Origin of the sequence: Hymenobacter pini (genome assembly GCF_020421205.1) — a bacterium.
Lineage (GTDB): Bacteria > Bacteroidota > Bacteroidia > Cytophagales > Hymenobacteraceae > Hymenobacter > Hymenobacter pini.
Window position 1 is genome coordinate 243,501 of record NZ_JAIZZH010000003.1, and the last position, 26,132, is coordinate 269,632.

At 58.3% G+C, this 26,132-nt stretch carries 24 protein-coding genes; 10 read left to right on the plus strand and 14 right to left on the minus strand.

Features of this window, described 5'->3' with window-relative positions; translation table 11 throughout:
- The first annotated feature begins 23 nt into the window (after positions 1-23).
- Positions 24-1,235: a hypothetical protein gene (locus LF252_RS12330; protein ID WP_226269900.1), complete on the plus strand. Its 1,212-nt coding sequence runs from the start codon at positions 24-26 to the stop codon at positions 1,233-1,235.
- 34 nt (positions 1,236-1,269) lie between these two features.
- On the opposite strand, the gene LF252_RS12335 is transcribed toward LF252_RS12330, so the two are convergent.
- A complete protein-coding gene (locus LF252_RS12335) occupies positions 1,270-3,654 on the minus strand; it encodes a transglycosylase domain-containing protein (protein ID WP_226269901.1) in 2,385 nt (794 codons plus the stop codon).
- Positions 3,655-3,812: 158 nt separating this feature from the next.
- Between LF252_RS12335 and LF252_RS12340 the strand changes: the two genes are divergently transcribed.
- Positions 3,813-4,361: a hypothetical protein gene (locus LF252_RS12340; RefSeq protein ID WP_226269902.1), complete on the plus strand. Its 549-nt coding sequence runs from the start codon at positions 3,813-3,815 to the stop codon at positions 4,359-4,361.
- 84 nt (positions 4,362-4,445) lie between these two features.
- Here LF252_RS12340 and LF252_RS12345 read toward each other — a convergent pair whose 3' ends face one another.
- From LF252_RS12345 to LF252_RS12370, 6 genes are all read right to left on the minus strand, one after another.
- Complete coding sequence (locus LF252_RS12345) at positions 4,446-4,823, minus strand: hypothetical protein (RefSeq protein ID WP_226269903.1); 378 nt, start codon at positions 4,821-4,823, stop codon at positions 4,446-4,448.
- Positions 4,811-5,203 (minus strand): hypothetical protein, encoded by a 393-nt coding sequence (locus tag LF252_RS12350; protein ID WP_226269904.1) that lies wholly within the window; start codon positions 5,201-5,203, stop codon positions 4,811-4,813. The genes LF252_RS12345 and LF252_RS12350 overlap by 13 nt, the downstream gene beginning before the upstream one ends.
- Positions 5,204-5,214: 11 nt before the next feature.
- Positions 5,215-5,457, minus strand: coding sequence for a hypothetical protein (locus LF252_RS12355; RefSeq protein WP_226269905.1), 243 nt, complete (start codon positions 5,455-5,457; stop codon positions 5,215-5,217).
- Between the two features lie 23 nt (positions 5,458-5,480).
- Positions 5,481-7,106 carry a DUF4153 domain-containing protein gene (locus LF252_RS12360; protein WP_226269906.1) on the minus strand — a complete coding sequence of 542 codons (1,626 nt, stop codon included), beginning with the start codon at positions 7,104-7,106 and terminating at the stop codon, positions 5,481-5,483.
- A 59-nt stretch (positions 7,107-7,165) separates the two neighbouring features.
- Positions 7,166-7,459 (minus strand): winged helix-turn-helix domain-containing protein, encoded by a 294-nt coding sequence (locus LF252_RS12365; RefSeq protein WP_226269907.1) that lies wholly within the window; start codon positions 7,457-7,459, stop codon positions 7,166-7,168.
- Positions 7,460-7,545: 86 nt separating this feature from the next.
- Positions 7,546-8,220, minus strand: a complete 675-nt coding sequence (locus LF252_RS12370; protein WP_226269908.1) for a hypothetical protein — start codon at positions 8,218-8,220, stop codon at positions 7,546-7,548.
- Between the two features lie 76 nt (positions 8,221-8,296).
- On the opposite strand from LF252_RS12370, the gene LF252_RS12375 reads away from it, so the two are divergent.
- From LF252_RS12375 to LF252_RS12400, 6 genes are all read left to right on the plus strand, one after another.
- A complete protein-coding gene (locus LF252_RS12375; RefSeq protein WP_226269909.1) occupies positions 8,297-8,779 on the plus strand; it encodes a hypothetical protein in 483 nt (160 codons plus the stop codon).
- A gap of 64 nt (positions 8,780-8,843) precedes the next feature.
- A complete protein-coding gene (locus LF252_RS12380) occupies positions 8,844-9,290 on the plus strand; it encodes a hypothetical protein (RefSeq protein ID WP_226269910.1) in 447 nt (148 codons plus the stop codon).
- Between the two features lie 378 nt (positions 9,291-9,668).
- Complete coding sequence (locus LF252_RS12385; RefSeq protein ID WP_226269911.1) at positions 9,669-9,884, plus strand: hypothetical protein; 216 nt, start codon at positions 9,669-9,671, stop codon at positions 9,882-9,884.
- A 44-nt stretch (positions 9,885-9,928) separates the two neighbouring features.
- On the plus strand, positions 9,929-10,723 hold the full coding sequence (locus LF252_RS12390; RefSeq protein ID WP_226269912.1) for a class I SAM-dependent methyltransferase: 795 nt from the start codon (positions 9,929-9,931) through the stop codon (positions 10,721-10,723).
- 48 nt (positions 10,724-10,771) lie between these two features.
- Entirely contained in the window at positions 10,772-11,647 is an 876-nt protein-coding gene (locus LF252_RS12395) for a UbiA family prenyltransferase (protein WP_226269913.1), read from the plus strand.
- 63 nt (positions 11,648-11,710) lie between these two features.
- Positions 11,711-12,334: a hypothetical protein gene (locus tag LF252_RS12400; RefSeq protein WP_226269914.1), complete on the plus strand. Its 624-nt coding sequence runs from the start codon at positions 11,711-11,713 to the stop codon at positions 12,332-12,334.
- A gap of 29 nt (positions 12,335-12,363) precedes the next feature.
- On the opposite strand, the gene LF252_RS12405 is transcribed toward LF252_RS12400, so the two are convergent.
- Entirely contained in the window at positions 12,364-13,014 is a 651-nt protein-coding gene (locus LF252_RS12405) for a DsbA family protein (RefSeq protein ID WP_226269915.1), read from the minus strand.
- 44 nt (positions 13,015-13,058) lie between these two features.
- A complete protein-coding gene (locus LF252_RS12410) occupies positions 13,059-14,501 on the minus strand; it encodes a Gfo/Idh/MocA family protein (RefSeq protein WP_226269916.1) in 1,443 nt (480 codons plus the stop codon).
- A gap of 631 nt (positions 14,502-15,132) precedes the next feature.
- On the opposite strand from LF252_RS12410, the gene LF252_RS12415 reads away from it, so the two are divergent.
- Positions 15,133-17,433, plus strand: a complete 2,301-nt coding sequence (locus LF252_RS12415) for a beta strand repeat-containing protein (protein WP_226269917.1) — start codon at positions 15,133-15,135, stop codon at positions 17,431-17,433.
- A 77-nt stretch (positions 17,434-17,510) separates the two neighbouring features.
- On the opposite strand, the gene rho is transcribed toward LF252_RS12415, so the two are convergent.
- The gene (gene rho, locus LF252_RS12420) at positions 17,511-19,724 is read right to left on the minus strand and encodes a transcription termination factor Rho (RefSeq protein ID WP_226269918.1); all 2,214 of its coding nucleotides are present in this window, start codon (positions 19,722-19,724) and stop codon (positions 17,511-17,513) included.
- A gap of 481 nt (positions 19,725-20,205) precedes the next feature.
- Here rho and serS point away from each other — a divergent pair, with 481 nt between their 5' ends.
- A complete protein-coding gene (gene serS / locus LF252_RS12425; protein ID WP_226269919.1) occupies positions 20,206-21,480 on the plus strand; it encodes a serine--tRNA ligase in 1,275 nt (424 codons plus the stop codon).
- 33 nt (positions 21,481-21,513) lie between these two features.
- Here serS and LF252_RS12430 read toward each other — a convergent pair whose 3' ends face one another.
- From LF252_RS12430 to LF252_RS12445, 4 genes are read right to left on the minus strand one after another with little or no spacing between them, the layout of a single operon-like run.
- Positions 21,514-22,767 (minus strand): ATP-binding protein, encoded by a 1,254-nt coding sequence (locus LF252_RS12430; protein WP_226269920.1) that lies wholly within the window; start codon positions 22,765-22,767, stop codon positions 21,514-21,516.
- Between the two features lie 24 nt (positions 22,768-22,791).
- Complete coding sequence (locus LF252_RS12435) at positions 22,792-23,235, minus strand: response regulator (RefSeq protein ID WP_226269921.1); 444 nt, start codon at positions 23,233-23,235, stop codon at positions 22,792-22,794.
- Positions 23,232-25,550 (minus strand): ATP-binding protein, encoded by a 2,319-nt coding sequence (locus tag LF252_RS12440; RefSeq protein WP_226269922.1) that lies wholly within the window; start codon positions 25,548-25,550, stop codon positions 23,232-23,234. Before LF252_RS12440 ends, LF252_RS12435 begins: the two co-directional genes overlap by 4 nt.
- Positions 25,532-26,101 (minus strand): biliverdin-producing heme oxygenase, encoded by a 570-nt coding sequence (locus tag LF252_RS12445; protein ID WP_226269923.1) that lies wholly within the window; start codon positions 26,099-26,101, stop codon positions 25,532-25,534. The genes LF252_RS12440 and LF252_RS12445 overlap by 19 nt, the downstream gene beginning before the upstream one ends.
- Positions 26,102-26,132 lie beyond the last annotated feature (31 nt).

Sequence of the window (26,132 nt, forward strand, 5' to 3'; positions counted from 1 at the left end):
CCTCGATGCGCACTTGACTTCGGGTGCTGCTGGCCGGGCCACTATTGCTGGTAGTGTACCTGAATTGCCAGTTGTTCTACCAGCCGACTGTAGTGCCCATTGCGGGACAGCTAATCAACCAAGACGTAGTAGCGCACCTGCATTTCTTACGGGGGCGCATGCACCAGGGAGCCGGGGCGCAGATGCAGGAGCTCTATCCCGAGGGGTTTGTGTACCTGAACGCGCTGTACGCGCTAACCTGGACGGAGCTGTTAGCCCATCTACCTACCACCTCGGCATTGCGCCAGGAAGCCGCCGCAGAAACTCAGTGGGCCATCCAAGAAATTCAGAGCCCGGCCGCCACATCCATCTTTGAGGAAGAGTTGTCTCTACCCCGAGGCGCATTTTACCAAGGCTGGTCGGCGTACGCACTCGGGCGTTACCTGGCGGCCCTGCCTCCCCAGCAGCGCGACTCGGCGCAGGCGGAGCACTTCCAGCGGCAATGCAGTACTATTGCGCAGGCGCTGGCCACAAGTTCTTCCCCTTATCTGGAGTCATACAGCGGCGCGGCCTGGCCCGCCGATGGGGTAATGTGCGTAGCCGCGCTAGCCTGGCACGACCGGCTGTATGCGCCGCGCTACCAAGCCCTCATCCAACGGTGGGTGCGCGCCGTGGATACCCATTTGGATGGGCACAGGCTGATTCCGCACGCCGTACACGCGGGTTCCGGCCGGGTACTCACGCCGGCCCGGGGCTCGTCGCAAAGTCAGCTGCTCAACTTTTTGGTAGAAATTGACTCTGCCTATGCCCGGCAGCATTTCCTGCGGTACCGTGCCCGGTTCCTGACCAGCCGGCTGGGCCTGCCGGGCATTCGGGAAGCAACTGAGGGTGAGCCAGATGCCGAGGATATTGATTCCGGGCCGGTTATATGGGGTGTGGGTGGGGCCGCCTCCATTGTGGGCAGGCGCACGATGCAGCGCTACCATGATACTACCACGGCCGTGGGGCTGCGCAACAGTATTGAGGCATTTGGGGCACCCTGGCAATCTTGCGGTGAGAAGCGCTACCTGTTCGGGCAGTTGCCCATTGCCGATGCGTTTATTGCTTGGAGTAACTCCTTAGAAGCTACCCGACCTATTGGCGCAGTGGCAGGCTGGCGTACCATTTTTCAGCTGGTATCTGCGGCCGTGGTAGCTGGGACGGTGTGGTTGCTCTGGCTCACCCGACCGAAAAACAAAAAAGCGGCTGAGCACTGAGCCCAGACGCTTTTTAGTTGAAAACTCATTCTGTTTATTGTCCGCCCAAACTGTCGGGCAGGGGTACCGAGCCGTTGTTGAGGTTTTCAAGCAGGTTGTCTACCACAATGGTGTCCACGGCTTCCTCGCGGCGGCGGCGGCGCGGCTCCTCGGTGGTGCACACGTATTTTTTGGTGATGTTGACGGTGGGTTTGGGGAAGGGCCCCATCCGAATGTCAAGGTCGGGGTCCTGGTAGAGCTTCTCCATGTACGCCCCAAAAATGGGCAGGGCCATACGACCGCCTTCCCCCTGCTGGGAGTTCAGGAAGTGAATGCTCCGGTCTTCGCCGCCTACCCACACGCCGGTTACCAGGTCTTTGGTAATGCCCATGTACCAGCCGTCGGAGTAGTTGCTGGTGGTGCCGGTTTTGCCGCCAATCTGGTTGTTTTTCTTCCAGAGCTCAAAGTCCCATAGGGCCTGCGAGGTGCCGCCGGGCTCTTCCATACCACCGCGTAGCATGTAGGTCATCAACCAGGCCGTTTCGGCCGGAATTGCGCGTTTCTGCTGCGGGTCGAACTGGGCTAGCACGTTGCCGTTCACGTCCTCAATGCGCGTGACCAGCATGGGTTCGGTACGGAAGCCCTGGTTGACGAAGGTGCTATAGGCATTCACCATCTCGTACACGCTCACGTCCCCCCCCGACCCTAGGCCGATGCTGGGCACGGCCAGCAGCGGGCTGCGGATACCCACTTTGTGCGCGTACTTGGCCACGTTGTCCCAGCCTACTTTCTCGGTGAGCTGGGCCGTTACGGAGTTTACCGAGCGGGCCATGGCGTAGCGCAACGTCATGTTCATGCCAGTGTACTCGCGGGTTACGTTGTCGGGCTGCCACTCCATTGGCTTGCCGTTCTCCACGTATTTAATTGTCACCCGCTCGTCCCGGATTCGGTCGCAGGGAGCGTAGCCGTTGTCGAGGGCGGTGAGGTACACGAAGGGTTTGAAGGTGGAGCCGGCCTGACGCCGGCCCTGCTTCACGTGGTCGTACTGGAAGAAGCGGTAGTTGAGGCCCCCCACCCAGGCCTTAATCTGGCCCGTGAAGGGGTCCATCGTCATCATGCCCGCGTGCAGGAAGTGCTTGTAGTAGGCCAGCGAGTCGAGCGGGGACAGCATGAGCGTAGTATCACCGTCGCCCTTCCAGGTAAATACCTTGGTGGGGTGCTTGCGGTGCAGGGCCGAGTCGAGCAGAGCCGGCTGACCTTTGTAGCGGGCGGCCAACTCCTTGTACTGCTCGGTGCGCTTCATCTGGGTTTCGATGAAGTCGGGGATTTCGTGGCCATCTTCATCCACCCAGGGGTTGGAGTCCCGGTTGCGCCAGAAGTTGTCGAAGGAGCGCTGCAGCGTCTTCATCTTCTTCTCCATGGCCTCCTCCGCGTACCCCTGCATCCGCGAGTCGATAGTGGTGTAAATGCGCAGGCCGTCCCGGTACATATCGTAGCCGTTTTTCTTGCACCACTCGTTCACCGCTTGGCTTACGGCCCCACGGAAATAGGTTTCGGGCCCATCCACGTGCTTTTCTACCTGATATTTCAGGGCGATGGGCGTGGCCTTCTCCTGCTGCACCTGAGCTGCCGTGAGCACACCCGCCTGGCCCATACGCGTGAGCACTAAGTCGCGGCGGCGCTTGGCGGCCTGGGGGTGAAACTGGGGATTGAAGGCCGTAGGGTTGTTGAGCATACCCACCAGCATGGCCGCCTGCTCGATGCTGAGGCTATCGGGCGAGGTGCTGTAGAAGGTCTTGGCGGCTACCTTCACGCCGTAAGCCTGCGAGCCGTACTCCACGGTGTTGAAGTACAGGGCCAGAATTTCGTCCTTGGTATAGCGGCGCTCCAGCTCCACGGCCGTAAGCCACTCCTTGGTTTTGCTGATGAGCGTACCCACCAGCGGCACGTGGCCCAGCAGGCCGGTATTTTCCTGGCGGCGGGTTTTGTAGAGGTTTTTGGCCAGCTGCTGCGTGATGGTAGAGCCCCCGCCCCCGCTGCCGCCGGTAGCCAGCCCCGCCACGGCCCGGGCAATGGCCACGGGGTCGATGCCGGAGTGTTTCTGGTAGCGCACATCCTCCGTCGATACCAAGGCCTTAATCAGCCAGGGCGACATTTTGCTGAGGGGCACCGGGGAGCGGTTTTCGCGGAAGTAGCGCCCGATAAGCACGCCATCGGCAGTGAACACCTGCGAGGGTTGCTCTACCCGCGGGTTTTCCAGTTCCTCCAGGCTCGGCGACTTGCCGAATAGGAACAGAAAGTTCATGCTTACCAAGATGGGGTACAGCAGAAACACCCCCGCCCCTATCACAAAAAAGCCCCACAGCGCCCGGGAAAGGCGGTTGGGCCAATGACGGACAGGAGCAGCAGCAGCGGGTTTCGACGATTTCGGAGCGGACATGCAGGGCGCAGTGAGGCAAACCAGACCGGGAGAGCCGGCTCAGGAGCTACAAATATACCAGTTGCGGCCGGGCTGGCGGACATTTGGGCACAAGGGTTCTGCTTCGGGTAACTTCGGAGTTAGGTATCTTCCAGCCTATTCTTCAAGTGTTCTACCTTATGACTACTACTTTATCCCGAGCAGATGCCAACCGCCGGGCCTGGCGGCATACCTGGCTGACTATAGGCGGTGGTGCCGTGTTAGCAGCGGTACTGATACTTGTAACTTTTTATGTGCGGGATGCGCCCCCTCCAAGCAGCATTTTAAGCACTGAGCCGCTGAGAATGGCCGCTGTGGGAGTAGGCATCGGTATTAGCCCAGCGGCCCTAATTGCCTGTCTGCGGCAGCCGCTGATGCGCAGATTATTTCAATGGGCTGCCAGCCAGCCTACCACTACAGCGCGAACCACAGGGATTCTGCTAGGCACCACCGCCGTTTTTGTGGGTGTGGTGGCGCTGGTACTGGTCTTGTTTCTGGGTTGGGCGTTGCTTACAACGGCGCATCACTCATCAACTGCAAACGAGCTTAAGGGAGCAAAGGCGGTTTCTCTGATTTCATTGGCTTTTGCTTTGCCCTGGCTGCTAGCTGCCCTGGCCTCAGCGTGGTATGTAAACCGTGACTGGCTGCGCAATTCATCCTTTGAGCAGACTGTACTGATACCAGAATAGTTATCTACTCAAAAGATACTTCCCGCCAAAGGCTAATCTCCGGCAAGCCTCTGGCGGGAATAAATAGAAATAAAATGTTAACTGTCATATTTTTATACTTATAGCAATACATCCAAGAATGATAAATAACACTGCGGAGAGTACGGCCATAAAATAAAGCCCCCAGGTTGCGAACTGCCACAGCAGTTTCCGTGCACCCGTAAGATCCCATGACACGCGGGCGGCTGTGCGGCCCGCCAGCCATGGCAAACTGAATACACCGATCAGAATGCCCACGCAAAACGCATTGCCAATTTGCTTGTGATGCGGCCATAGCTCCCTCTCGAACACCAGATTCAGAGTGCAGAAAACCACTCCACCGGCAATCCACCACGCTGCCCGGGGCACGGCGGGTAGCATCGTGTTCAACCCAAATTGCCGCAGCCGCCCAGGCAAGGCCTCCGGCCAGCTCACGAGGGCCATAGCGGGTTCAGCGGCAGCCGGCCAGCGCCCACCAACAGCAACAGGAGCAAGCTAGCCAGGTGAAAGCCGGTACACAGCCAAAATACCGCCCCCGTCAGGGAAGGCCGGGTGTCGAGCAGGCTGCCCGGCGACGAGGGCAAGGCCAGCGGCAACGTGGCCCGATGCAGTACCACAGCGTTAGCCACCGTTACTAGTAAGCCCAGCAGCCACCCTTGCTGCCACAGGTGCACAAGCTGAGTTATGGCGGCTTCGTCGGCTGCGCCCAAGCGGTACCAGTTCGGGATTTGCCACCACGTCCAGAGCAGGGCGCAAGCTGCCAGCAGCACCGCTAGGCTACGGCCGGCGGAGTGAGTGCGGAAGAGTGCGGGAGTTGTTGCCATGGGTCAAAAGCTTATCGAATAGCAACTGGCTGCGGGGTACCTTGTCCCCAGAGCAGCATCACGTGCAGCAGCGTCCAGAGCACAGAACTGAGCAGCACGGCGGCGCAGGGCAGCACGACTACCAACAGGCGCTGGGTGCGGGCGGCGAAGGTGGCAGCCCGCTCCCGCCACGTGAGCAGGGCGGCCAGCAGGGCAATACTACCGGCGCACCAGAGCAGGCCCAGCAGCGAAAAACCGAGTTGTAACAGATTCATCGGGTTAGGGACTTAGGTGAAAACTAGTGGTTTTGCAGGGCCTCGTAAGCCGCGGATTTGGCGTGCGTCCAGCTTTGCCAGGAGTGATACTGCGGGTAGGCCCGCTGCCAGGCCGTCACGCGGGCCTGGATGGCGGCTTTGGCCTCGGCGGGCGTGGCCGTGGTTTCGGTGTAGGAGCCGGGCGGGCTAATAATGATGCGAGTGGCCCCGTCGAGCATGCTTTGGCGGGCTGCCAGCTCAGGCAGTACCCGCTCGGGCATTTCCAACAGAAACCCTAAATCCACAGTGCGGAAGCGGGGGCTGAGGTTGTAGCGGGCAATCCAGATTTCCCAGTTGCCCAGGGCCAGCAGTAGCAGCAGCCCATAAGCTGCTAGCCCGTTTAGCCGCACTAACGAGTACGCCGAGCGTCGTTGCCATATTTTGAGCAGCACCGTGAGCAGCCCGAACAGGGTAAGCAGCAGAAACCCGTACACCCCAATGCGCTTGTAGGCCAGCCCCGTGTACAGGATATAGTAGTAATTGCGCAGGCCCACGGATATAGTCAACACCACGTTTTGCAATACCCACACCGTAGCCCCCCAGCGCAACGCGGGCAGCCCAGGTTGGTAGAAGTTGAGGTTGCGCCGGAAAAACCACAGCACAATACCCATAGCCACCAGAATGCTCAGGATAAGTACGTAGGTGCCCTCGTGCACAAATTGAGTAAGGTCGAAGCCCGGCTCGGGCTGGAAGCCCAGCCAAATCCAGCGCACATCAATACTATTCACCACCAGCAGCAGCGCATTCACCAGCCCAAATACCGCCAGAGCCGCTAAATACTCCTTGCGCAAATCCAGCAGACCGGTGGAACGCAGCCGGAAATCGGGTTGGCGCACCCCAAACGAGGCAACCCGGTTGCGCTGCCGCCGCACAAACTCCCCGAACCGGGACTCATGGTCCTGGAAAAAATGAAACGGTACCAGTACCAGCGCCCCGGCCGTGAGCAGCAGCCCCAACAGAAAAAACAGCAAGTGCGCCACCGAAAAGTTGGGCCACAGCGCCAGTAGCCACTGGCCTATCTGGTTGAGGGCCGCATCGGTAAGGGCTTCGTAGCGGGGGTTGGCCAGCACAAACAGCACGTGAAACACCAGCAGTATCCCAACCGGCACTACCAGCAGCCGCCCGTAAAACCGCGTCCGGGCCCACCGCCCGCTACTCCCCGGCTGCAGCCGTAGGTAGGGCAACAACCCCGGCACTACCCGGGCCACGTTGCCCACCGCCGTCAGCATGGCGTACACCACCAGCTTTAGGTGCGGCTGGTTTGCGTAGCCCAGCAGCATCAGCAAGGAGGCCACGCACGCCAGCTGCGCCGCCCCCGAGCCGTACCACACCACGCACCCCGCGCTAATTCCCGTGCCAGCCGCCATCAGCCAGAAGTAGCCCGAGCGCCACACTGCCGCGTGCCGGGGCTGGCTCAGCAGCGTGGCCACCAGCACAAACCCCGTGTACAGGGCTAGGTTAAGGCCGGTACCCTGGTTCCAGAACAGCACATCAAACAACACTGCCCCAAGCGGTAGCAGGAGCTTTTGCAGGGCGGTAAGGGGCAGCGGCACCCGACGAACAGTGGCACTCGGCCCCGGAGCGGGCACAGCAGCTGATAGTGAATTCATATGTTTGATTGCTTAAAAGAACTTTGTATTTCAAAGTTTACAAACAAAAAAATAAGCCGTTACCCTCGCAGAAGCTTTTCCAAAGCCGCCAAATGCTCCTGAAAGGCACTTTTTCCTTCACCGGATGCGGCGTACGTGGTATTGGGCTTCTTACCGATGAATTGCTTGCTCACGGTTACGTAGCCGGCTTTTTCGAGGGCGGCTACGTGACTGGCCAGGTTGCCGTCGGTTAGGTCCAGGGCTTCCTTCAACTCATTAAAGCTCACTGATTCGTTGGCCATCAACACGGCCATTACGCCCAACCGTACCCGGTTGTCGAAGGCTTTATTGAGGGTGTGAATGAGGTGCTTCAAGAGGAGGAGTTAGAAGTTGAGAGCCGGGAGTTAGGAGCTAATAGTTAGGGATTCAGGGAAAAGTTATAGGCAATTCCTTCTCTCTCCTAACTTCTAGCTCCTACCTCATTCCGCTCATAGCGGTTGTACATGAGCAGGCCGTAGCCGATGTGGCCCAGCCCGAAACCGAGCGCAAAGGACGCCAGCCCAAAGCCAGGGAACAACACTGCCACCAAACCCAGCAGAATTTCGGTGAGGCCCAGCCAGCGAATTTCATCAAGGGTATACTTGCTACCGTTGAGCAGTGCTAGGCCGTAGAAGAGCAGCATACCCGGCACCACCAACCCCACCGCGCCCTGCAGAAACAGGGCAATGCAGAACAGGCCACCAGCTACCAGTGGAATTGCTAGGCTCAGGGCCAGCCGCCGCCCCAGCGCACTCCACACGGGCTGCCCGGCCCGGCGGGCCCGCCGCACTGTGAAGAACGTGGCCACCGCCAGCGCCGCCCCCACAATGCCCACGGCCAGTAACAGCAGAAACGGCAGCACCTGGGCGCGTTCCTCCGGAGTACTTTGCAGCAGGCGCATGAAGCCACCGTAGGTGTAGCCCTCGGCGGCGTAACGCTGCTGCAGGTACCAGTGCCCCACGCCCGCTCCTGCCAGCGCCACTACCCCCGCTCCTACCCCCGACAGGCCGCTGAGCGAAATAAAACGCGACGACCGTTCCATAATGGAGCGGATTTCGGTAAGTTGGGCTAACGGATCAAGAGCGGGCTTGGCCATATTATCTAAAGAACTTTGCGTTACAAAGCAAGTGTATTTTAACCTACTATCAAACACTTTCCTTGTATTTTTTTCCATGACCGCAAATAGCCGGACCTTAGCACAAAAGCATTTATGGAAGTCCTGGCTTTGGGGGCTGGTCATTTCGCTACCAACAGTATGGATCTACTTAGTCAGTAATACGTCCGACCTCAACTCTTTTCATTTCATTCCTCCTTACCTCTTATATACCAGTGTTACTCTAGGTCTTCCGGCCTTGCTGGGAGCCTGGCTTCGCCGCCGCATGATGGAATGGGTTTTCCGCACCAGCAAATCGGACTTGCAGTTGATCTGGCGCACTGCTCTTGTATTCGAGGCGTCGGTGGCTCTGCTGTTGCTTGCCTACTTCCTGCCCGTATTTGCTTCCGGCAATGAAAACCGGGAATACCGGCCTGCTGGTCTCTTATTTCAATTATTTTTCGGTTTAAGCCTGCCGTGGCTGCTGTCTTCAATATTAACAGCATGGCGTCTTTACCAATCCCAATCTGACACAGCTATTCCCAACAAAAAAATGGTTTAATGCAAACCATGCATTTTAAGCAGTCCGTAAATCTGAGCAGGCTGCCAGCCCGGCGGCCTTTTTGATGTTACGCTTGATTTACCCGGCCATGCTTTATCACTACGCTACTACCAGCCACTCTACCACCGTCCGCACGCTTATTCTGTGGCTCCTCAGCAACCTGGGCGGCACCCTGTGGCTATTGCTGGATTTCACTACGGAACGCCTCTCCGACTATTCAATTGCTCTGCTGGCGGGTGTGGTAGCAGCCGTGGTATCCTTGGCTATTGTGCCGCTGGTGATTCCCTTTTTCACCGTGATGAGCTACCTGAAGCCGGGTTGGTCGCGGCGGAGCATGGCGCTGGGCGGGGTACTGCTGTTTTTCCTGCTGGCCAACCAACTGCTGGTGCTCTTCTCCCCGGTCGATTCGCTGGTATCGGTGTTGCCGCTTTCATTGCCGTACGGGGTGGCTGCTATACTTACTGTGCTCTGGCTGTATGGGCCGGCCAAACGGGTAGCAGTGGCTTTCTAAAGACTTACGTTAGCGCTGGCAGCCACTTCGTTGCCTTGCTTAACGCACAGCTACCCCTCAGTGGCCCATCAACCGAGCTACTTTCGCCGAGGGTATATTTCAGCCTGAACACTCCGTTTCTTACCCGGAATGTTCAGGCTGCTGCTATTTGGGCTAGCTTCGTCCGGCAATATTTCGTTTATGCACTCCGATACGCTGACAACGCAGGCATTCTACCTAGCCATCAAACAGTGGGCTGGCACCGTGGTACTGGGCTGTTTATTCACCGCACTGCTGCATGTGTCTACTGCATCCCCGGATGCGGGTACAATTCTAGGATTCTGGGCAATAGCCAGCATTTTGGCCCTTATTCTCGGCTTTTTTCTGGTCGTTCCAAATATGCTGGTACTTCGCTTCGTACTAACGGGCACCGCGCACCTGTCTTACCGAGCCAGGCAGGGCGTTCTTAGTGGCATTGCAGGCTCACTGGCTGCGGGCATTGGCTTGCTGTTGATGGTGGTAACTGGCTCGGCGGCATACTCTACCGATGATGCTCTATTGCTTCTGGCCTGGGTAATTGCGGCGGCCGTAGCTGGCTGGTTTGCCCGGGCCTGATTTCTTATCTGTTTTTATCGGCTTCTTTTGCGTAAGCTGCCAGTATGAAGCTACGCCTCCAGCTGTTTGAGTTCGAAGACTTGCCGTGGTTTCCGGGGGTTATCCGGGCGGGCATGATGGACTACCTGCGGTTCATGATATCGGCGCTGCGCACCTACCAGCCCATTGTACCACTCCTGCAAACCGCATTGCAGCAAACGGGCCAGCACCAGTTGCTGGAGCTGTGCGCCGGGGCCGGGGGTGGCACGGCCGGCATTTTGCAACGGCTGCGCGCCAGCGGCTTACCAGAAACCCGCGTACGGCTCACTGACCTCTACCCGCAGCCAGCCGCCTGGCAGGAGCTTCAGCGCACTACGCCCGGCCTGGAGGCAGAGCCGCAGCCCGTAGATGCCGCGGCAGTTCCGCCCAACCTGCCGGGCTTCCGGGTGGTGTTTTCGGCTTTCCACCATTTTTCGCCCCCGGCTGCTGAGGCGCTGTTGGCCGATGCTGTGCGGCAACGTACCGGCATTGGGGTGTTTGAGGGAGCTGGCAAACATTGGGGTGAGCTGCTGCTGGCTGTTACCGTGCTGCCAGTGGTTCAACTGCTGATAACGCCCCTGATTCGCCCCTTCAGCCTCAGCAGGCTTGTTTTTACCTACCTCGTGCCCCTGATTCCGCTGTTCACCATCTGGGACGGGTGCGTGAGCGTGCTGCGGATGTATCCGCCGGAGCTGCTGCTGCAGCTGGCCCGCCAAGCCGACCCCGCCGGCGCTTTCACGTGGCAGGCAGGGCGGGTGCGGCACTGGTGGGGCCCGCAGGTTACGTATCTGATCGGGGTTCCGGCGGCCACAGCTGCATAAACCGTAGCTTGCAGCCATCCGGCCTCTTGCTCCTGTCCTGCTCTCCTCATGCCTGCCTTTGCTGCCTACCGTCGCGCGCTGCCGCTGCTGCGCATTCCTTTTTCGGTTTACCTGATGCCGGTATTCTGGTTTGGGCTAAGCGCCCTGCGGGAACCGTTCGGCCTGGGTCGGGCCGTGGGCGTGTTCGTGGTGCTGCATCTGCTGGCCTACCCGGCCTCCAATGGCTACAACAGCTACTACGACCGGGACGAAGACAGCATTGGCGGGCTACGGCACCCGCCCAAGGTTTCGCCCGAGCTGCTGCAGTTGGTATGGCTGTTTGATGTGCTGGCGGTGGCGGGCGCGGCGCTGCTCAGCTGGCCGTTTGCGGTGCTGGTAGCCGGTTATCTGCTGGTGTCGAAGGCGTATAGCTTCGAGGGCATCCGGTTGAAGAAGTATCCGCTCATCAGCACGGCCGTGGTGGTGGTATTCCAGGGCGCCTACACGTTCCTGATGACGCAGGTAGGCGTGGGGGCCCGCCCTGACCAGCTGCTGGAACCAACCAACCTGCTGCTGGCTTTGGTGAGCAGCTTGTTTCTGTGCGGCTCTTACCCGCTTACCCAAGTGTACCAGCACCAAGAGGATGCCCGCCGCGGCGACCGGACCCTGAGCCTACGCCTGGGTATCCGGGGCACGTTTGTGTGGGCGGGTCTGGCGCTGGCAGCCGGGGCAGCGCTGCTGACGGTGGTGTACGTGCAGCGACAGGAGCTGCGACATTTGCTGCTGTTTCTGGTGGCTACCGGTCCGGTGGTTGGCTTGTTTATGCGGTGGGCGCGGCAGGTGTGGCACAATCCCGCCGCCGCCGATTTTGACCATACCATGCGCATGAACCAAGTATCCTCCGTGTGCATGAGCGCGGCCTTTGCTCTCATGCTACTGTGGTAAGCAGCTCAACAAGCACCCCGCAGCTTGCGTAGGAGGCACACTCACCCTTTCCTATCCCCGGTTATGCGCTCCTACTACGCATTGCTTCCTCTGTTTTTGGTGGCCTGCTCCTCGCCCGAACAAAACAACTCCGCTTCTACCAGCTCCCAGGTGCCCGATTCGTCCGCTGCTCAGGTAGAGCCGATGGATACGGCCCGCCCCGCGCCGGTTGATGCCCAGGCCGATACCTTACTGACCAGCCGCACCCGCCACATTTTTTCGGCCCCGGGCGCGCCCGATGCGTTTTCGTTGGTCTTGCGGGGGGCTTCGGTGCTAAGCGGCGAGGCTACTTTCACCATCACCACGGCCAGCGGGGAGGTCATTTTCCGGGAGGTATTGTCGTCGCCGGACCTGGAAGCCGCCTTGGTGTATGAGATGAAAGGCCCGACTGCCACCCAGGCCGAGCGGGAAGCCTACGTGCGCAAGCGGGTAAAGGAATTTTTCGCGGAGAAGAATTTTCAGCGCCCGGCCGTAGCCAAAACAGCCACGTTTCCGGCTGGTGCCACCCCGACCGGCCTAGACCGCGCCGCCTGGGACGATCTGCAGAGCCGCCCCGAAGCCGTTGCCTTCCGCTACTTGGTTGGCAAAGAAGACCGGCGCACGGTGGTTTGGGCCCCGTTGCGCAAGCAGGTGATACACCTGCCTTAAGTATTCATGCTGCGCCTGCGGCAGGCTGATTAGTCGGCCTGTCGCAGTGCTTCTTCCAGGTTAGCTGCAAACGTATCGAAGGGTTGATAGCCGCGGGCCAGCACGTAGCCTTGCGCGCCTACGCGCAAAATAACCGTAGGAAACCCGTGGATACCAATCTTGCCCACAGCTGCAAATTCCAAGATGGTGCCTCGGATAATTTCGCGGCTTTCCAGCCTGGCCCGGAAATCAGCGGCGTCAAGCCCGTAAGGAGTTACCAGGGCATCGTAAGTAGCGGGGTCGTTCAGGTTGGCGCCGTTCCGGAAATACGCTTGCTGCACCTCGTGCGCAAACTGCGCCGCGTCGTCCTGCCGCAGTTGCCGGAAGGCGTGAATAGCTCGGCTCGGCATCTCCGAGTTCAACTCGTAGCTGCCTTCCTGGCCCAGCGCCCGAAAACCAGCCCCGAACTCCACGCCCGTTACCTGCTGTACCTGCGCCAGCGCCCCCGACAGCCGCGGCCACTGTTCCCGAATGGGCTCTACCTGCTCGCCGGTAATCATGCCACCGCACAGCACCGACACCACCAGCCGCCCGGCAAACTCCCGCTGCACGCGCTCCACTACGGCACTCATGCCGTAGCACCATACGCACAGTGGGTCCGAGATGAACAGTAGTTCGGGTAGGTCAGTTTGTTGTTCCATACCCGCAAAGGTAACCGCTACTGAGTTGGCAGGCCGCGGGTCCGCTAGGCCTGTTTAGGCTCCGGGCCCCGAAACACGTCGGTACCTTTCACTGCGGGCAGCTTCACCGGGCGTCCTTCCCGCGCCGACTGATAGATGGCTTCCATGATGCGCTGATCCTGCAGGCCTTCCTCGCCAGGGGTGTGGGGCTGTTTGTTTTCCAGAATGCATTCCGAAAAATGGTCCATTTCGGCCGCAAACTGGTTTTTGGCCGGAATGCTGATCTGGTGGTTAATCTTGGCGGGTCCTTCGGCGTAGCCGGTACGCAGCTGCTGCCCATTGTAGGCGTAGGCATTTTCCAGGTGCACCCAGCCCCGCTCAGCATTCAACCGGTAAAAGCGCGAATCGAAAGTATTGTAGTGCGTAATGCTGTCGACGATGACGCCATCGGGAAACCGCATCTGCCACGACATCACCTCCTCCACTTCCTTGAACAGCGGGTTGCCGGGCGTGCTTTGCATATAGCCGAACACCTCCGTGGGCTCGGTACCCAGAACAAAGCGGGCCGTGTTGAGGCAGTACAGGCCAATGTCGGGCAGCGCGCCGCCGCCGGCCAGGGCCTTCTTGTGCCGCCAGTGGTCGGGGTTGGCCGAACTCTGGCTATTTTGGGCCTGAATGTATTTAGGCTTGCCGAATTTGTTGCTCCGTACCATATCACGCACCATGCGGTTGTTGGGCTCATATTGAATCCGGTAGGCAATCATGAGTTTCACCTGCGCCTTCTTGCAGGCTTCAATCATCAGCTCACACTCTTTTACGGAGTTGGCCATGGGCTTCTCGCAGAGAATGTGCTTACCTGTTTTGGCCCCCCGAATCACGTATTCGGCGTGCATGGAGTTGGGCAGCACAATGTAAATGGCCTTCACCTCCGGGTTATCCTTCAGCTTTTCGTAGTTCTCGTAGCTATAGCAACTATCTGGTTTAATTCCGTACTGCGCGGCCACCTTCTTCAGCTTCTCAGGCGAGCCACTCACTAGCGCTACTGGTTTTGATTTTTTGCATTCCCCAAACGCTGGTAGCAATTCCTCCAGCGTCAGGTGCCCCAAACCAACCAACGCGTACCCTACCCGTTCATCGGGCGGCATCGGCGTGGGCGTGGGTCCCGACTGCGGATCTACTTTCGACTTCCACTCTTCCAGCACAATCGGCTGGTCGGCAGCAGTGGGCACCTTCGCCGGCGGTGATACGGCTTCCGAGGAAGCGACTTTTGCGCCCTCGGGTGAGGTGTAGGTGGTAGCGGCGTCTACCTCGCTGGCGGGAGTGCCGGTAGTTGGCACGGCCGCTTTGGAGCTTGCCGCATCATCGGGGCCGGTATTACAGCTGGCCAGCGTACCTGCCGCCACACTTACTGCCAAGCCGCGGCCCGCTAGGCTCAGAAACTCTTTACGGGATACTTCCTGGCCCGCGTGGCGCAGAACGGTGTTGAGTAGTTCGTTGGTGAAGGACATAAACTAAAGAAGAAATGTGGGCGCCTTCTATGAGGCTGTAACTTGTTCTCCTTACGGTATTCCTACTAGCTTCGATATGCCTTGCTGAGTCCATGCCCTTTTCTCCTCGCTTCAAAACACTGTTTTTCAGAACTTCTACTTCTTCATACTGCATGTTGACCTACCGACTACTGCTAAAGGCTTACTGCAAGAGAGGATAGCATGAATGGCTGCCGCAAGGATTTTATTTTTTTGCTTACAAAGTGCTTTTCATTGATTAAGTACAATTTCATCAACATCTACTATCATTCCATTTTATAGAAACGGAAAGCTTAGCTCAACATTAACACATAATTATTACCACTTTTATAGGCATTTTAACAATATAGCTCATCATTGGCTAGTGCATACTCCAAAAGCTTCCATGTTTTAATACACTATAATTCATAAAATTATCTTATATCATTCTATTAATCAGTAAAAAACTTATTTTCCTAATCAAACATCCAGATTCTGGACTTACAGATAGGACAAACAAACGCTTATTCACAAATAGGTCCTATATTCGGCTATCTATCACCTTGTACCTTCGCGAATGACCAGAAAAATTACGCCTATGGAAACCAGTTTGAGGTTTTTGCCAAGAGCGGGTATGTTTTTGGCCTTCATTGCCCCTCTTTCCTCAACTGGCGCGACCCTGAAATGGGTGGGGACGGCCGGTGCTCTCATCACGGCCAGCACCAGCTGGGTAGTAGTCGACCCAGTCTCGTACCAACCAACGGGCGCTGGTAATCAGGCCCCCACTGCGGCTGATGCGCTGGTATTTGATGGTGCGCAAACCCCAACGGTTAGTGTCCAGACTACCGCAGCTGATTTCAACATCAGCCAATTGTTCCTGATTAATAATGTAAGCGCCTCCTTCATTGCTCCTTCTAATGGCAATGGTGATGGCACCATCATTCTCACCAACAATATCTCCGGCGACGATTTGATAGTAAGCGCAGGTTCTAGCTTGACGCTGAGCTCCACTGCTTCCACCACAAACCGCTACACTACCTTAAAACTAAATACTGGTGCCACGGCAGCAATAGCGGGTACTGTTACCCTAACCGGCAACGGTAACGGGAGCCCCTTACCCCAGCGTTTGATTGCCGCTAGCTCCAGTGCTATTCAAGTACAAAATGGCGGCTCCATCGTGGCCAGTAATATTATCGGCTACCCTTTCGGCACTACCGGCACCATCCCGACAGGTAATAACAATACAAATTCCGACGTAGCATCTACAGCCGGGTCGGTTGTATTCAACTCCGGAGCCACGTTCCGGCAAGTAACCGGCGGTGAGCCCTTCGGAAACGGCTCAACAGGCATAGCCGTTTTTAACAGCGGAAGCACCTATATCTACTCAGGAGGCACGTTTTCTTCGGTGGGGCAGCAGTACGGCAACCTGCAACTGCTGGCAACTGCCACGGTAGCGGGCACGGCTAACTTAACCATACTCAATGACCTGACCGTTACTGGCGCAACCGTTAACCTGAACGTGGTTGGGACTGGCACCATGGCTGGCACCAGCATTGGGGGCAATGTGTTTATCAACAGCAATGCAACTCCCACAGCCGGCACGCTGAACTTCGCGCCGGCCAGCGCCAGCAATGTTATTTTCAATGGCACTGCGGCCCAATCGGTTGGCGGCATTGGTACCGGCAGTGGCTCCGGCACGCTAACGTTTGGGGGCAATGCCCGACTGGTAATCAACAACACGTCTGGCACTACCACGGGCGTAACACTGCTTAAGCCCCTAACGGTGGCGGCCGGCCTGACGCTGACTAACGGGGTACTTACTACCCTGCCCGTGGGCGGCGTGAGCAATGCCCTCTCAGTACCCTACAACGTAGCCAGCAGCACCGATGCCCTTGTTACGGGCGGTAGCAGCTCAAGCTTTGTGAGTGGCCCGCTCACGCGCTCCACCAGCGCCGCTGCCACTGGCCGCCCCAATATCGTGTATCCGGTAGGCTCGATTCGGGCCGGTGCCCTGGTATATCGACCGGTAACATTTTCGCCTAACCAGCCTTCGGCCAACACCTACACCATTCAGCAGATAGAAGGTGCTCCGACCAATCGGACGTTCCCCGCAGACAATAGCATCAGACGCGTATCCCGTATTCGGTATTACACTCTGACAACGGGCAGTGGGGCTACCTTTAACAATGCAACCATTACCCTCACCTTTGGCCCTGATGACCAAGTAGACAACGGCAACTTTTTGCGGATAGCTCAGGGAGTGGGAACCTCGTGGGTAAACTTGTCTGGTAACACGAGCTTTACCTCTACTACGCCTCCTTATTTTTCAGGCTCTATCCAGTCGAGCCAACCGTTCAGTACGGGTGGGGATTTTGTGTTGGCTAGCACCCAGCTCAGCCAGGCTGCTGGCAACAATCCACTCCCCGTGACTCTTATTAGTTTCTCGGCTGAACGCCGTGGACAAGCTGTTCTCGTGAACTGGGCCACAGCTATTGAGAAAAATAACGCCTCCTTTGAGGTGCTCCGCAGCAATGACGGTAAATCATTCCAGGTAATCAGCCGCGTTAAAGGCCAGGGCACCACTAACAGCAGCTCTACGTACACTTTCATCGATAACGCTGCGCTGAATGGCCTCACCTACTACCAGCTGCGGCAAGTAGATTTGGATGGAACGGCTACTTTATCATCGGTGGTAGTGGTAGCAGCTGAATTGCAGGCAACCTTCTATCCTAACCCTAGCAATACCAGCATCACGCTGCCCGCTATTGACGGCGGGGTGGAGTACCAGATTTATTCGGTTACCGGCAAAGCGGTAGCATCCGGTAAAAGCGCTGGTAATGCCACTGTTGACGTGCAGAGTATTCCGGCCGGTGTATACATCCTGGAGCTCACCTCGGCTGGCAAACGTACTGTTCAGCGCTTTGTGCGGCAATAAGCCCCCGAGTAGGGCATAAAAGAGCCCCCGCTGCAACTGTGCAACGGGGGCTCTTTTATGCCCTGGTTAAAGCGGCTCTAGCCGTTCATGGCCATCAGGAATTCCTCGTTGTCACGGGTGCCTTTCATGCGGTCCTTCAGAAACTCCATGGCTTCGGAAGCCGTCATGTCCGACATGAATTTGCGCAGTACCCAGATGCGGTTCAGCTCATCCTTGCTCATGAGCAGGTCTTCGCGGCGGGTACCGGAAGCGGGCACGTCGATGGCGGGGAAAATGCGCTTGTTGGCCAGCTTGCGGTCCAGCTGCAGCTCCATGTTGCCCGTGCCTTTGAATTCTTCGAAGATAACCTCGTCCATTTTGGAGCCGGTTTCGATGAGGGCAGTAGCAATGATGGTGAGAGAGCCACCATCCTCCACGTTGCGGGCTGCCCCGAAGAAACGCTTGGGCTTGTGCAGCGCGTTGGCATCCACCCCACCCGACAGAATTTTACCCGAAGCGGGCTGCACCGTGTTGTAGGCGCGGGCCAGGCGGGTAATGGAGTCGAGCAGAATTACCACGTCGTGGCCGCACTCCACGAGGCGCTTAGCCTTTTCCATGGCAATGGTGGCAATTTTCACGTGGCGGTCGGCCGTTTCATCAAAGGTGGAACTGAGCACTTCTGCTTTCACCGAGCGGGCCATATCCGTTACCTCCTCCGGGCGCTCATCAATGAGCAGGATCATCAGGTACACCTCGGGGTGATTTTCGGAAATAGCGTTGGCAATTTCCTGGAGCAGCACCGTTTTACCGGTTTTGGGCTGGGCCACAATCAGGCCCCGCTGTCCCTTACCGATGGGCGAAAACAGGTCCAGAATACGGGTGCTATACTGACTGGGCTTATTTGCCAGCTTCAAACGCTCCTCAGCAAACAGCGGCGTAAGGTTATTGAAGGGTATCCGGTCACGAGCTTCTTCTACCGAGCGGCCATTGATGCCTTCTACACTTACCAAGGCAAAGTACTTCTCGCCCTCGCGCGGGGGCCGGATGGTGCATTTTACCGTGTCGCCGGCCTTCAGACCGAATTGCTTTACCTGTTGCGGAGCCACGTAAATGTCATCAGGCGAAGCCAGATAATTGTAGAACGGGCTGCGCAGGAAGCCGTAGCCTCCGTCTGGCATCATCTCCAGAGTACCTTCTCCGGGAATGGTGATGTCGAACTCCTGACGCGCGGGGCGCTGCTCCTGGCGGTCGGTCCGAGGCTGGTCGGGGGCACCTTGGCGGTCGGATTGGCGTTGCTCCTGCCGCTGCTGGCGCTGCAGTTCGCGAGCGGCGTACCGCTCTTCGCGGCGCTGCTCCCGCTGCTCACGAGAATCAGTGCGCCCCCCTTCCCGCAGGTTCCGCGGCTGGTCATTGCGCAGGTCACGCCCAGAGCCATCCTGCCGGAAGTCGGCGCGGGGTTGGTCGTTGCGGTACTCGCGGGGCTGGTCGGCGCGGCCGTTGCTTTCGGTGCGCACCTCACTACGGGTTTCCTGCGGTACTTCGCGGCCGTTGCGGTACTCGCGCCCATCCCGGAAAATGCGGGGTTGGGGTTGCTGTTCGGTGCGGGCTTCCCGCACCGGCGTTGGCGCACCTGCCTCAACCACTTGTTCCTCCGGGGCAGGAGCGGCAACCGCTTCGGAAGTTACTGGGGCAGCTTCCGTTTCGGTAGCCACAGCCGTTTCGGCAGCTACGGCCGGGGCGGCAATAGCAATAGGCCGGCCAGCCCGGTCGGTACGGGTACGGCGCTCCGGGCGCTGATACAGCTTCACCGGCCGGTCAACACCTGTGACTTCCTCCATAGCAGAAGCCGTTTCGGTGGCAGGAGCCGACGTCTCAACCTGGGAAACCTCTGCGGCCGGAGTGGGCGCAGGCTCAGGGCTGGCAACAGTAGCTGGGGCTGCCGAAGCATCAGCAGCTACAGGGGCAGTGTCTTCGCTCGCAGCGGCCGGGGCGGCATCCAGCTGCTTAGCCGCCGCCGATACCGTAGCCGCGGCCTTGCTGCGAGTCGGGCGAGCCGCTGCAGCCCGCGGAGCGCGGGTAGTGGCTGCCTTGGGAGCCGACACCACAGGCGCGGCTCCGGATGAGGCGTCAACGGTTGCCGCGGGTTTGATTTTTTGGGGAAGTTTGTCAGCCGGCGTGATGGCCTGCTGATCCAGAATCTTGTAAATCAGATCCTGTTTGCTGAGTTTTTTGAAATTGCCAACTTTCAGATTTTCAGCAATTTCTTTCAATTCGGACAGTAAACGGTCCTTTAACTCGTCAATAGTGTACATATAGAAAGCTGAGCGAAAAGGGGGGCGGCTAAACGCCTACAACAGGGCAGCACAGGCCATTCCGGGCACAGAAGGTAGCCGCAACGCGGCGCCCGACGCAGAAAAAAGCGAGAAGTAAAATCGTGGGTGGAGCCGGCTGGTGCAGAATTGAACTGCGGACCGGGCTCAAAAAAGAGGATGCCCCGGGGTCCGCCAACCATTGCCGGCTTGTATGTGCAATGTTAGCGGAATACCGGTGAACTGCCAAATCCTAGTGCAGAATTTGCAGCTTGCAGTCCATACGCAGCTTCTGGCGCAAAGGATGCAGCATCCCAACTACTTAGCGGCATATTATTGGGGATAACACTGCACGCTGGCAACTATGTTCCGAATAGATACCGGACGTGCTTTCGGGGCAAAATTCGGATCAGGCGCGGCAGGTTGCTGCATCTGCACCGGTAAACTTCTACTTTTGCTTCTTCGTTTCGCGTTTTTTGTTGTTATGCTGCAAGTTTCCTTTCTGAAAGAACATACCGCCGCCGTGCTGGCCGGCTTGGCTAAACGCAACTACCCCACCGCCGAGGCCGACGTGCAGGCGGTATTGCAGCTGGATCAGCAGCGCCGGGAGCTGCAAACCTCGCACGACCAAGCACAGGCGGAGGCCAATGAGCTGGCCCGGCAGATTGGCACCCTGATGAAAGCCGGCAACAAGGCCGAAGCCGAAACACTGAAGGCTCGCACCGCTGAACTCAAGCAGCACACCAGAGCCCACGCCGAAGAGCTGCAGGAAGTAGAGAAACAACTGCAACAGCTACTCTACAAGCTCCCGAACGTGCCGCACACAAGCGTGCCGGCTGGCCGCTCGGCCGACGACAATGAAGTGGTGCGTGAAGTGGGCGAGAAGCCTACCCTGGCCGATGGCGCCAAGCCTCACTGGGAGTTGATTGAGCAGTACGACATCATTGATTTTGCCCTGGGCAATAAGATAACCGGAGCCGGTTTTCCGGTGTACAAAGGCCAGGGAGCCCGCCTGCAACGCGCACTGATCAACTTTTTTCTGGATGAGGCCCGCAATGCCGGTTACACGGAAATACAGCCCCCTATTCTGGTGAACGAGGCCTCCGGCTACGGCACCGGCCAGTTGCCCGACAAAGAGGGCCAGATGTACCACGCTACCGCCGACGACCTGTACCTGATTCCGACGGCGGAGGTGCCCATCACCAACCTGTATCGCGACGAAATCATCAGCCCCGCTCAGCTGCCCATTCTGAATACTGGCTATACGCCCTGCTTCCGCCGAGAAGCGGGCAGCTGGGGTGCCCACGTACGCGGCCTTAACCGTCTGCACCAGTTCGATAAAGTTGAAATAGTGCAAATTACGCGGCCGGAAAACAGCTACGCGGCCCTGGATGGCATGGTAGCGCACATTGAAGGGTTACTGCAGAAGCTGGGCCTACCCTACCGCGTACTACGCCTGTGCGGCGGCGACATGGGCTTCACCTCGGCCCTCACGTATGACTTGGAAGTGTGGAGCGCCGCCCAGCAGCGCTGGCTGGAAGTAAGCTCGGCCTCGAACTTTGAAACCTACCAAGCCAACCGCCTGAAACTGCGCTACCGCGCCGAAAACGGCAAAACGCAGCTGCTGCACACGCTCAACGGTTCGGCCCTGGCCCTGCCCCGTATAGTGGCCGCTCTGTTGGAAAATAACCAGACGCCGACGGGTATTCAACTGCCTGAGGTGCTGCACTCCTACTGCGGCTTCCGCCAGATTGGCTAAGCATGTTAACTACTCCAAAAAGCACTGCCCCACTTAACCGAGTGGGGCAGTTGCTTTTTCAGTGCTCATAGCTTGCTCGGTGGCGCCAAGATATACCCGGAACAATGCGCCTTCCCCTTCTTGGCTTTCGACCTCAATGCGGCCGCCAGCGGTTTGGGCTAGGCGATTTACTAGGAACAAGCCTACGCCAGTACCTTCCACCCCTGGGTGGAAGCGCCGGAATAGCTGAAACAGCTCCGTGGCGTGGCGGGTGAGGTCTAGGCCCAACCCGTTATCCTGCACCTCCAGCACTGGCAGTCCATGATAGTAGTGTGCCCGGATGGTAACTTCGGGGCGGCGCGATGGATGCCGATATTTCAGCGCGTTGGAAACCAGATTCAGCACAATGGTGCGTAGGTTGGCCCGCTCGTAGAGCACCTCTGGCAATTCGCCTACTTCCACGTGCAGGTACGCTTTAGTGTCTCGGACCTGCGCCCGCAGCGAGCTACACACATCCTGCACCACTTCCCGCACATCAACCAGCTCCACGGTCTGCGCATCGGTGCGGCGCTGCTCCTGCACTACCATGGCCAAATCCGAAATGGTGGTGGATAGCGCCTGCAACGATACATCAGCTAGGCGCAGCACCTCTTCATCGGTGGGGTCGGGAAAGGTAATTACCCGTCGCAGCTCGGCAAACAGCCCCTGCAAGTTGTGCACGGGCTGGCGCAGGTCGTGGGAAGCGGCGTACACAAAGTTGTCGAGGTCGGCGTTGGTGCGGGCCAGAGCTTGGTTGATGGAGGCCAGTTCTTGGTTGCGCACCTGCAACTGCTGGCGGGTTTCGGTAAGCTCGGCCAACGAGTCCCGCAGTTGCTGGTTTATCAGCTGTAGCTCCGAATGGTAGCGGGCTTGGTACTGCTGCCATTCCGTTTTTTCAATAGCATGCCGGATGGTTTTAGCCAACAGCTCCCGGTCGAACTGGCCTTTTACCAGGTAGTCGGTGGCACCGCCGTTCAGCGCCTGTACGGCTAAGGTTTCGTTACCGCTACCGGTTATCATCACCACGCACATAGCGTCGGCGGGGGCTACTTTCCGACACTCCTCCAGCACCTGCAAGCCGTCAATATCCTGCAGGTTGTAATCCAGCAGCATGCAGTCGGGCCGCAGCTGCTTGTACATTTCAATGGCTATTTCCCCCGACACAGCTTCGTAAAACTCCAGACTCTCGTAGCCCAGTTGCCGGCCCAGGAAGCGCCGATATAGCACCCGATCCGTCACGTTGTCATCAGCCAGCAGAATCTTTTTCACAAGCGCAGGAGAAAAATAGGGAACTTAGGAAACCGGTAGTTCCACGGTTTCCAGCCAATAGCGCACAATTAGCTGAATTTTTTGTTCAAGTGCCGTGTACTCTATCGGTTTGGTGAGGTAGCTGTTGGCACCTAGCTGGTAGCAAGCCTCAATATCCTTAACGTTGGCCGAGGTGCTGAAGATGATAACCGGAATGCTGCTCAGCCGGGGGTCAGCCTTGATAACTTCCAGTACCTGACGGCCATCGGTGCCGGGCATGTTCAAATCTAGCAGCACAATGGCGGGCAACACGGAAGGCCACGCCGTGTTCTGGCCATATCCCTGCAAGTAATCCAAGGCCTGGTCGCCGTCGGCGCAGCGCAACACAGGATTCTGCAGGGCATGCTTGCGGAACGCCCGGCCCAGCGCCGTGAAGTCTTCCGCGCTATCCTCAACTACCAATACGGGCTTTAGTGAAGCAGAACTCATGGTCGTTGTTTCGGAACAGTGAAGTAAAAAGTAGCGCCCTGGCCTAGTTCAGATTCAACCCAAAGCTGGCCACCGCTCCGTTCAATCATTTTTTTGGCAATGGCCAGGCCAGCACCGGTACCCCCCCCGTACTTGTCCTGGCTGTGCAGGCGTTTGAAAATTTTAAAAATGCTTTCGTGGTGCCGGGGGGCAATTCCGATACCGTTGTCACGCACGTACAGCACATGATAGTCAGCATCTTGTATTGCGCCGCGCGGACTTGTAATACCGGCCGGAGCCACGCCTACTTCTACGATTTTTTCGGGGTTATCGTTGTAGCGCATGGCATTCGTGAGCAGGTTGTTGAACACCTCCTGCACCCGTATGGGGTCAGTGTATACGGTGGGCAACGGTCCAGCTATGCGGAGCTGCGTGCCCGTTTGCTGGAACCGGGGCTGCAGCACGTCCGCTACCTCGGCTAGTATCTCATTCAGATTTATCTCCCGTATCTCGGGCTCCAGGCGGCCTACCCGTGAGAGCTGCAGCAACGACTCAATGAGGGACTCCATGCGCTGGCTAAGCCGCACCAAGGTTTCCAGCTTGTGCACCCCGTCGGCGTCTAGCTTATCGGCGTAGTCTTCCAGCAGGAAGATGGAGTAGTTATGGATACCCCGCAGCGGCTCTTTCAGGTCGTGGGAGGCCACGTAGGCGAAGGAATCCAACTCGTCGTTGCTGCGTTCCAGCTCGGCGTTGAGCTGGGAGAGTACCTGGGCGCGCTCCTGAATCTGGTTGAACAGGCGCAGGCGGATATCGGCAATGCGCAGGCGGATTTCCTGGGCGGCTTCAATTTCCACGGGCTTCCAAGCCTCGGCCGTACTTTCCACCGACTCGCTCCAGGCGGCGAAGGAGTTGCGGGGCGAAAGGTATAGCACCCCATCCTTCATTACTTCGGCTTTCTGCTGCTGGCCCGCCCACGTTACGGTTTGCAGCACCTCCGGCCGGAGCCATAGCACGTATTCGCCGGTAGAATGCCCCAGCCGGATGGCCAGAATACCGCTGGCCGTAGCCCGAATGGCAGCCCCGGCGGAGTTGTGACGGGCGTAGGAGTTGGTGTGAAACAGCTCGCCGCGCATGTGCTCATTCAGCCACGCAATCAGCTCTTGTACCTGCCCTTCCGGGGGGGTAGCACCGTAAGCGGCTACCTCTCCGTCGAAGCTTACCACAATACCACCACAATCAAACACCTCTTTCACCACAGGTAGGTGGTCGTAGAGGGTTTTGCGGAAATCCGGGTATTCGGCCAGCAGCCCAAACAAACGGGCTTGCTGCTCGCGCAAACGTACCTGGTAAGTGAAGTCATCGGCCTGCTCCTTGCTTTTGAGCAGGGCCGAGAAGGTTTTGCCGATAAACTGGCACAGGTCGCGCAGCTCGTAGCTGACCAGCCGGGGCGAGTAATGATGGCACACCAGAAGCCCCCACAATTTCCCGTCCCGAATCAGGGAAATGGTCATGGTGGCCCCCACGCCCATGTTTTTCAGATACTCCACGTGGATGGGCGATACGCTGCGCAGCACCGCGTAGGTCATATCGGGCGGGCGGGAGGTACCGGGGTGATTGGTAGGCACCAGCGGCACCGGGGTGTAGTCCACGTCCGGAATAAAGCGCAGCCAGTTACGCAAGTACATGGCCCGGGCCTGCTGCGGAATATCGGTGGCGGGATAGTGCAGACCCAGGAATGGCTCCAGGTCGGCGCGGCAGGCCTCGGCTACCACCTCGCCGCTTTCATCCTCGGCAAAGCGGTAGGCCATTACCCGGTCGAAGCCGGTAATCTGGCGTACCTGCTGCACAGCGTACTCGCAGAACTCCACCACCGAGGAGGCCGACAGCATCTGGCCCAGCGCATCATTGAGGGAAGGCATATCCAGCGGCCCGTCGGACGCCGACTGCACCGGCTCGAACTCCAGCCACAGCAGGCCATCGAAGCGGTGCATGATGAGCTTATAGAAGGGCTGCTCAGCGTGCCGGTCCAGGCGCACGCCCAGCAGGCGGTGGCCCTCGCGCAGCGTATCCAGTTGGGCGCTGATGGCAGGCAACCGGTTGTCATCAAACAAGCAGCTCAGCTCCTGCCCAATCAGCTCATTGGCCGATAAGCCCAGCAATTCCTGGGTATTGGCACTTACCTGCACAATGCGGCGGGTGTGCTCGTCCAGGCACAGCAGAAAGCCATACGGCTGAATCAGGCCCGGAATATGAATTGGCTCCCGGTCACAGTTGGTCAGGTTGATTTCCTTCCCTACCAGACTTTCATCGGTAAGCGCTACGCCTGTTCTATCCACTGATGCAATTGTTGGAAGGTGAGAGAAGCCGAATGCACGATTTCATCGGCAGTTGCAGGAGTTGCGGCTTCCTGCAGCAACCGCACAAACGACTTCCACAGGGGACCCGTGAGCTCGGCATGGCCGCTAAAATACGCCGGAGCCGGAATACCGGCTTTGGCCAACTGCCGGGCAATTACCTGCCCGCCCAGCGTGGAGCCCTCCAGCACGTACAGAACGCCCAACAGCTGGGCACGCGTATGCAGCGGCGGCAAATTTGGGGCCAGCGGCAGCGAGGCCGCGTGGGGCAAATCCTGCCGGAGCAGTGAGCTGCGGAAGCGGCGCTCCAACTCCCACTCCGGCCCGAACCAGCTTTGGTGGGCCCGCAACTGCTCTTCTACCGGCACTACAAATCCGTAGAGCTTTTCCAGAAACCGGGTGGTGAGCGGTGCCGTGATGGTACCAGCACTCAGGGCCTGGTTGAAGTCGTTGGCTTCGAGGGTGTCGTGGTAAGGCCGGGTTTCCTGCCGGAGACGGGTGAGAATGTCGGGGGAATTTGGGGACTCGGTCATTCAAAAAAGCGCCGGGCCATGTGGTAAAGGC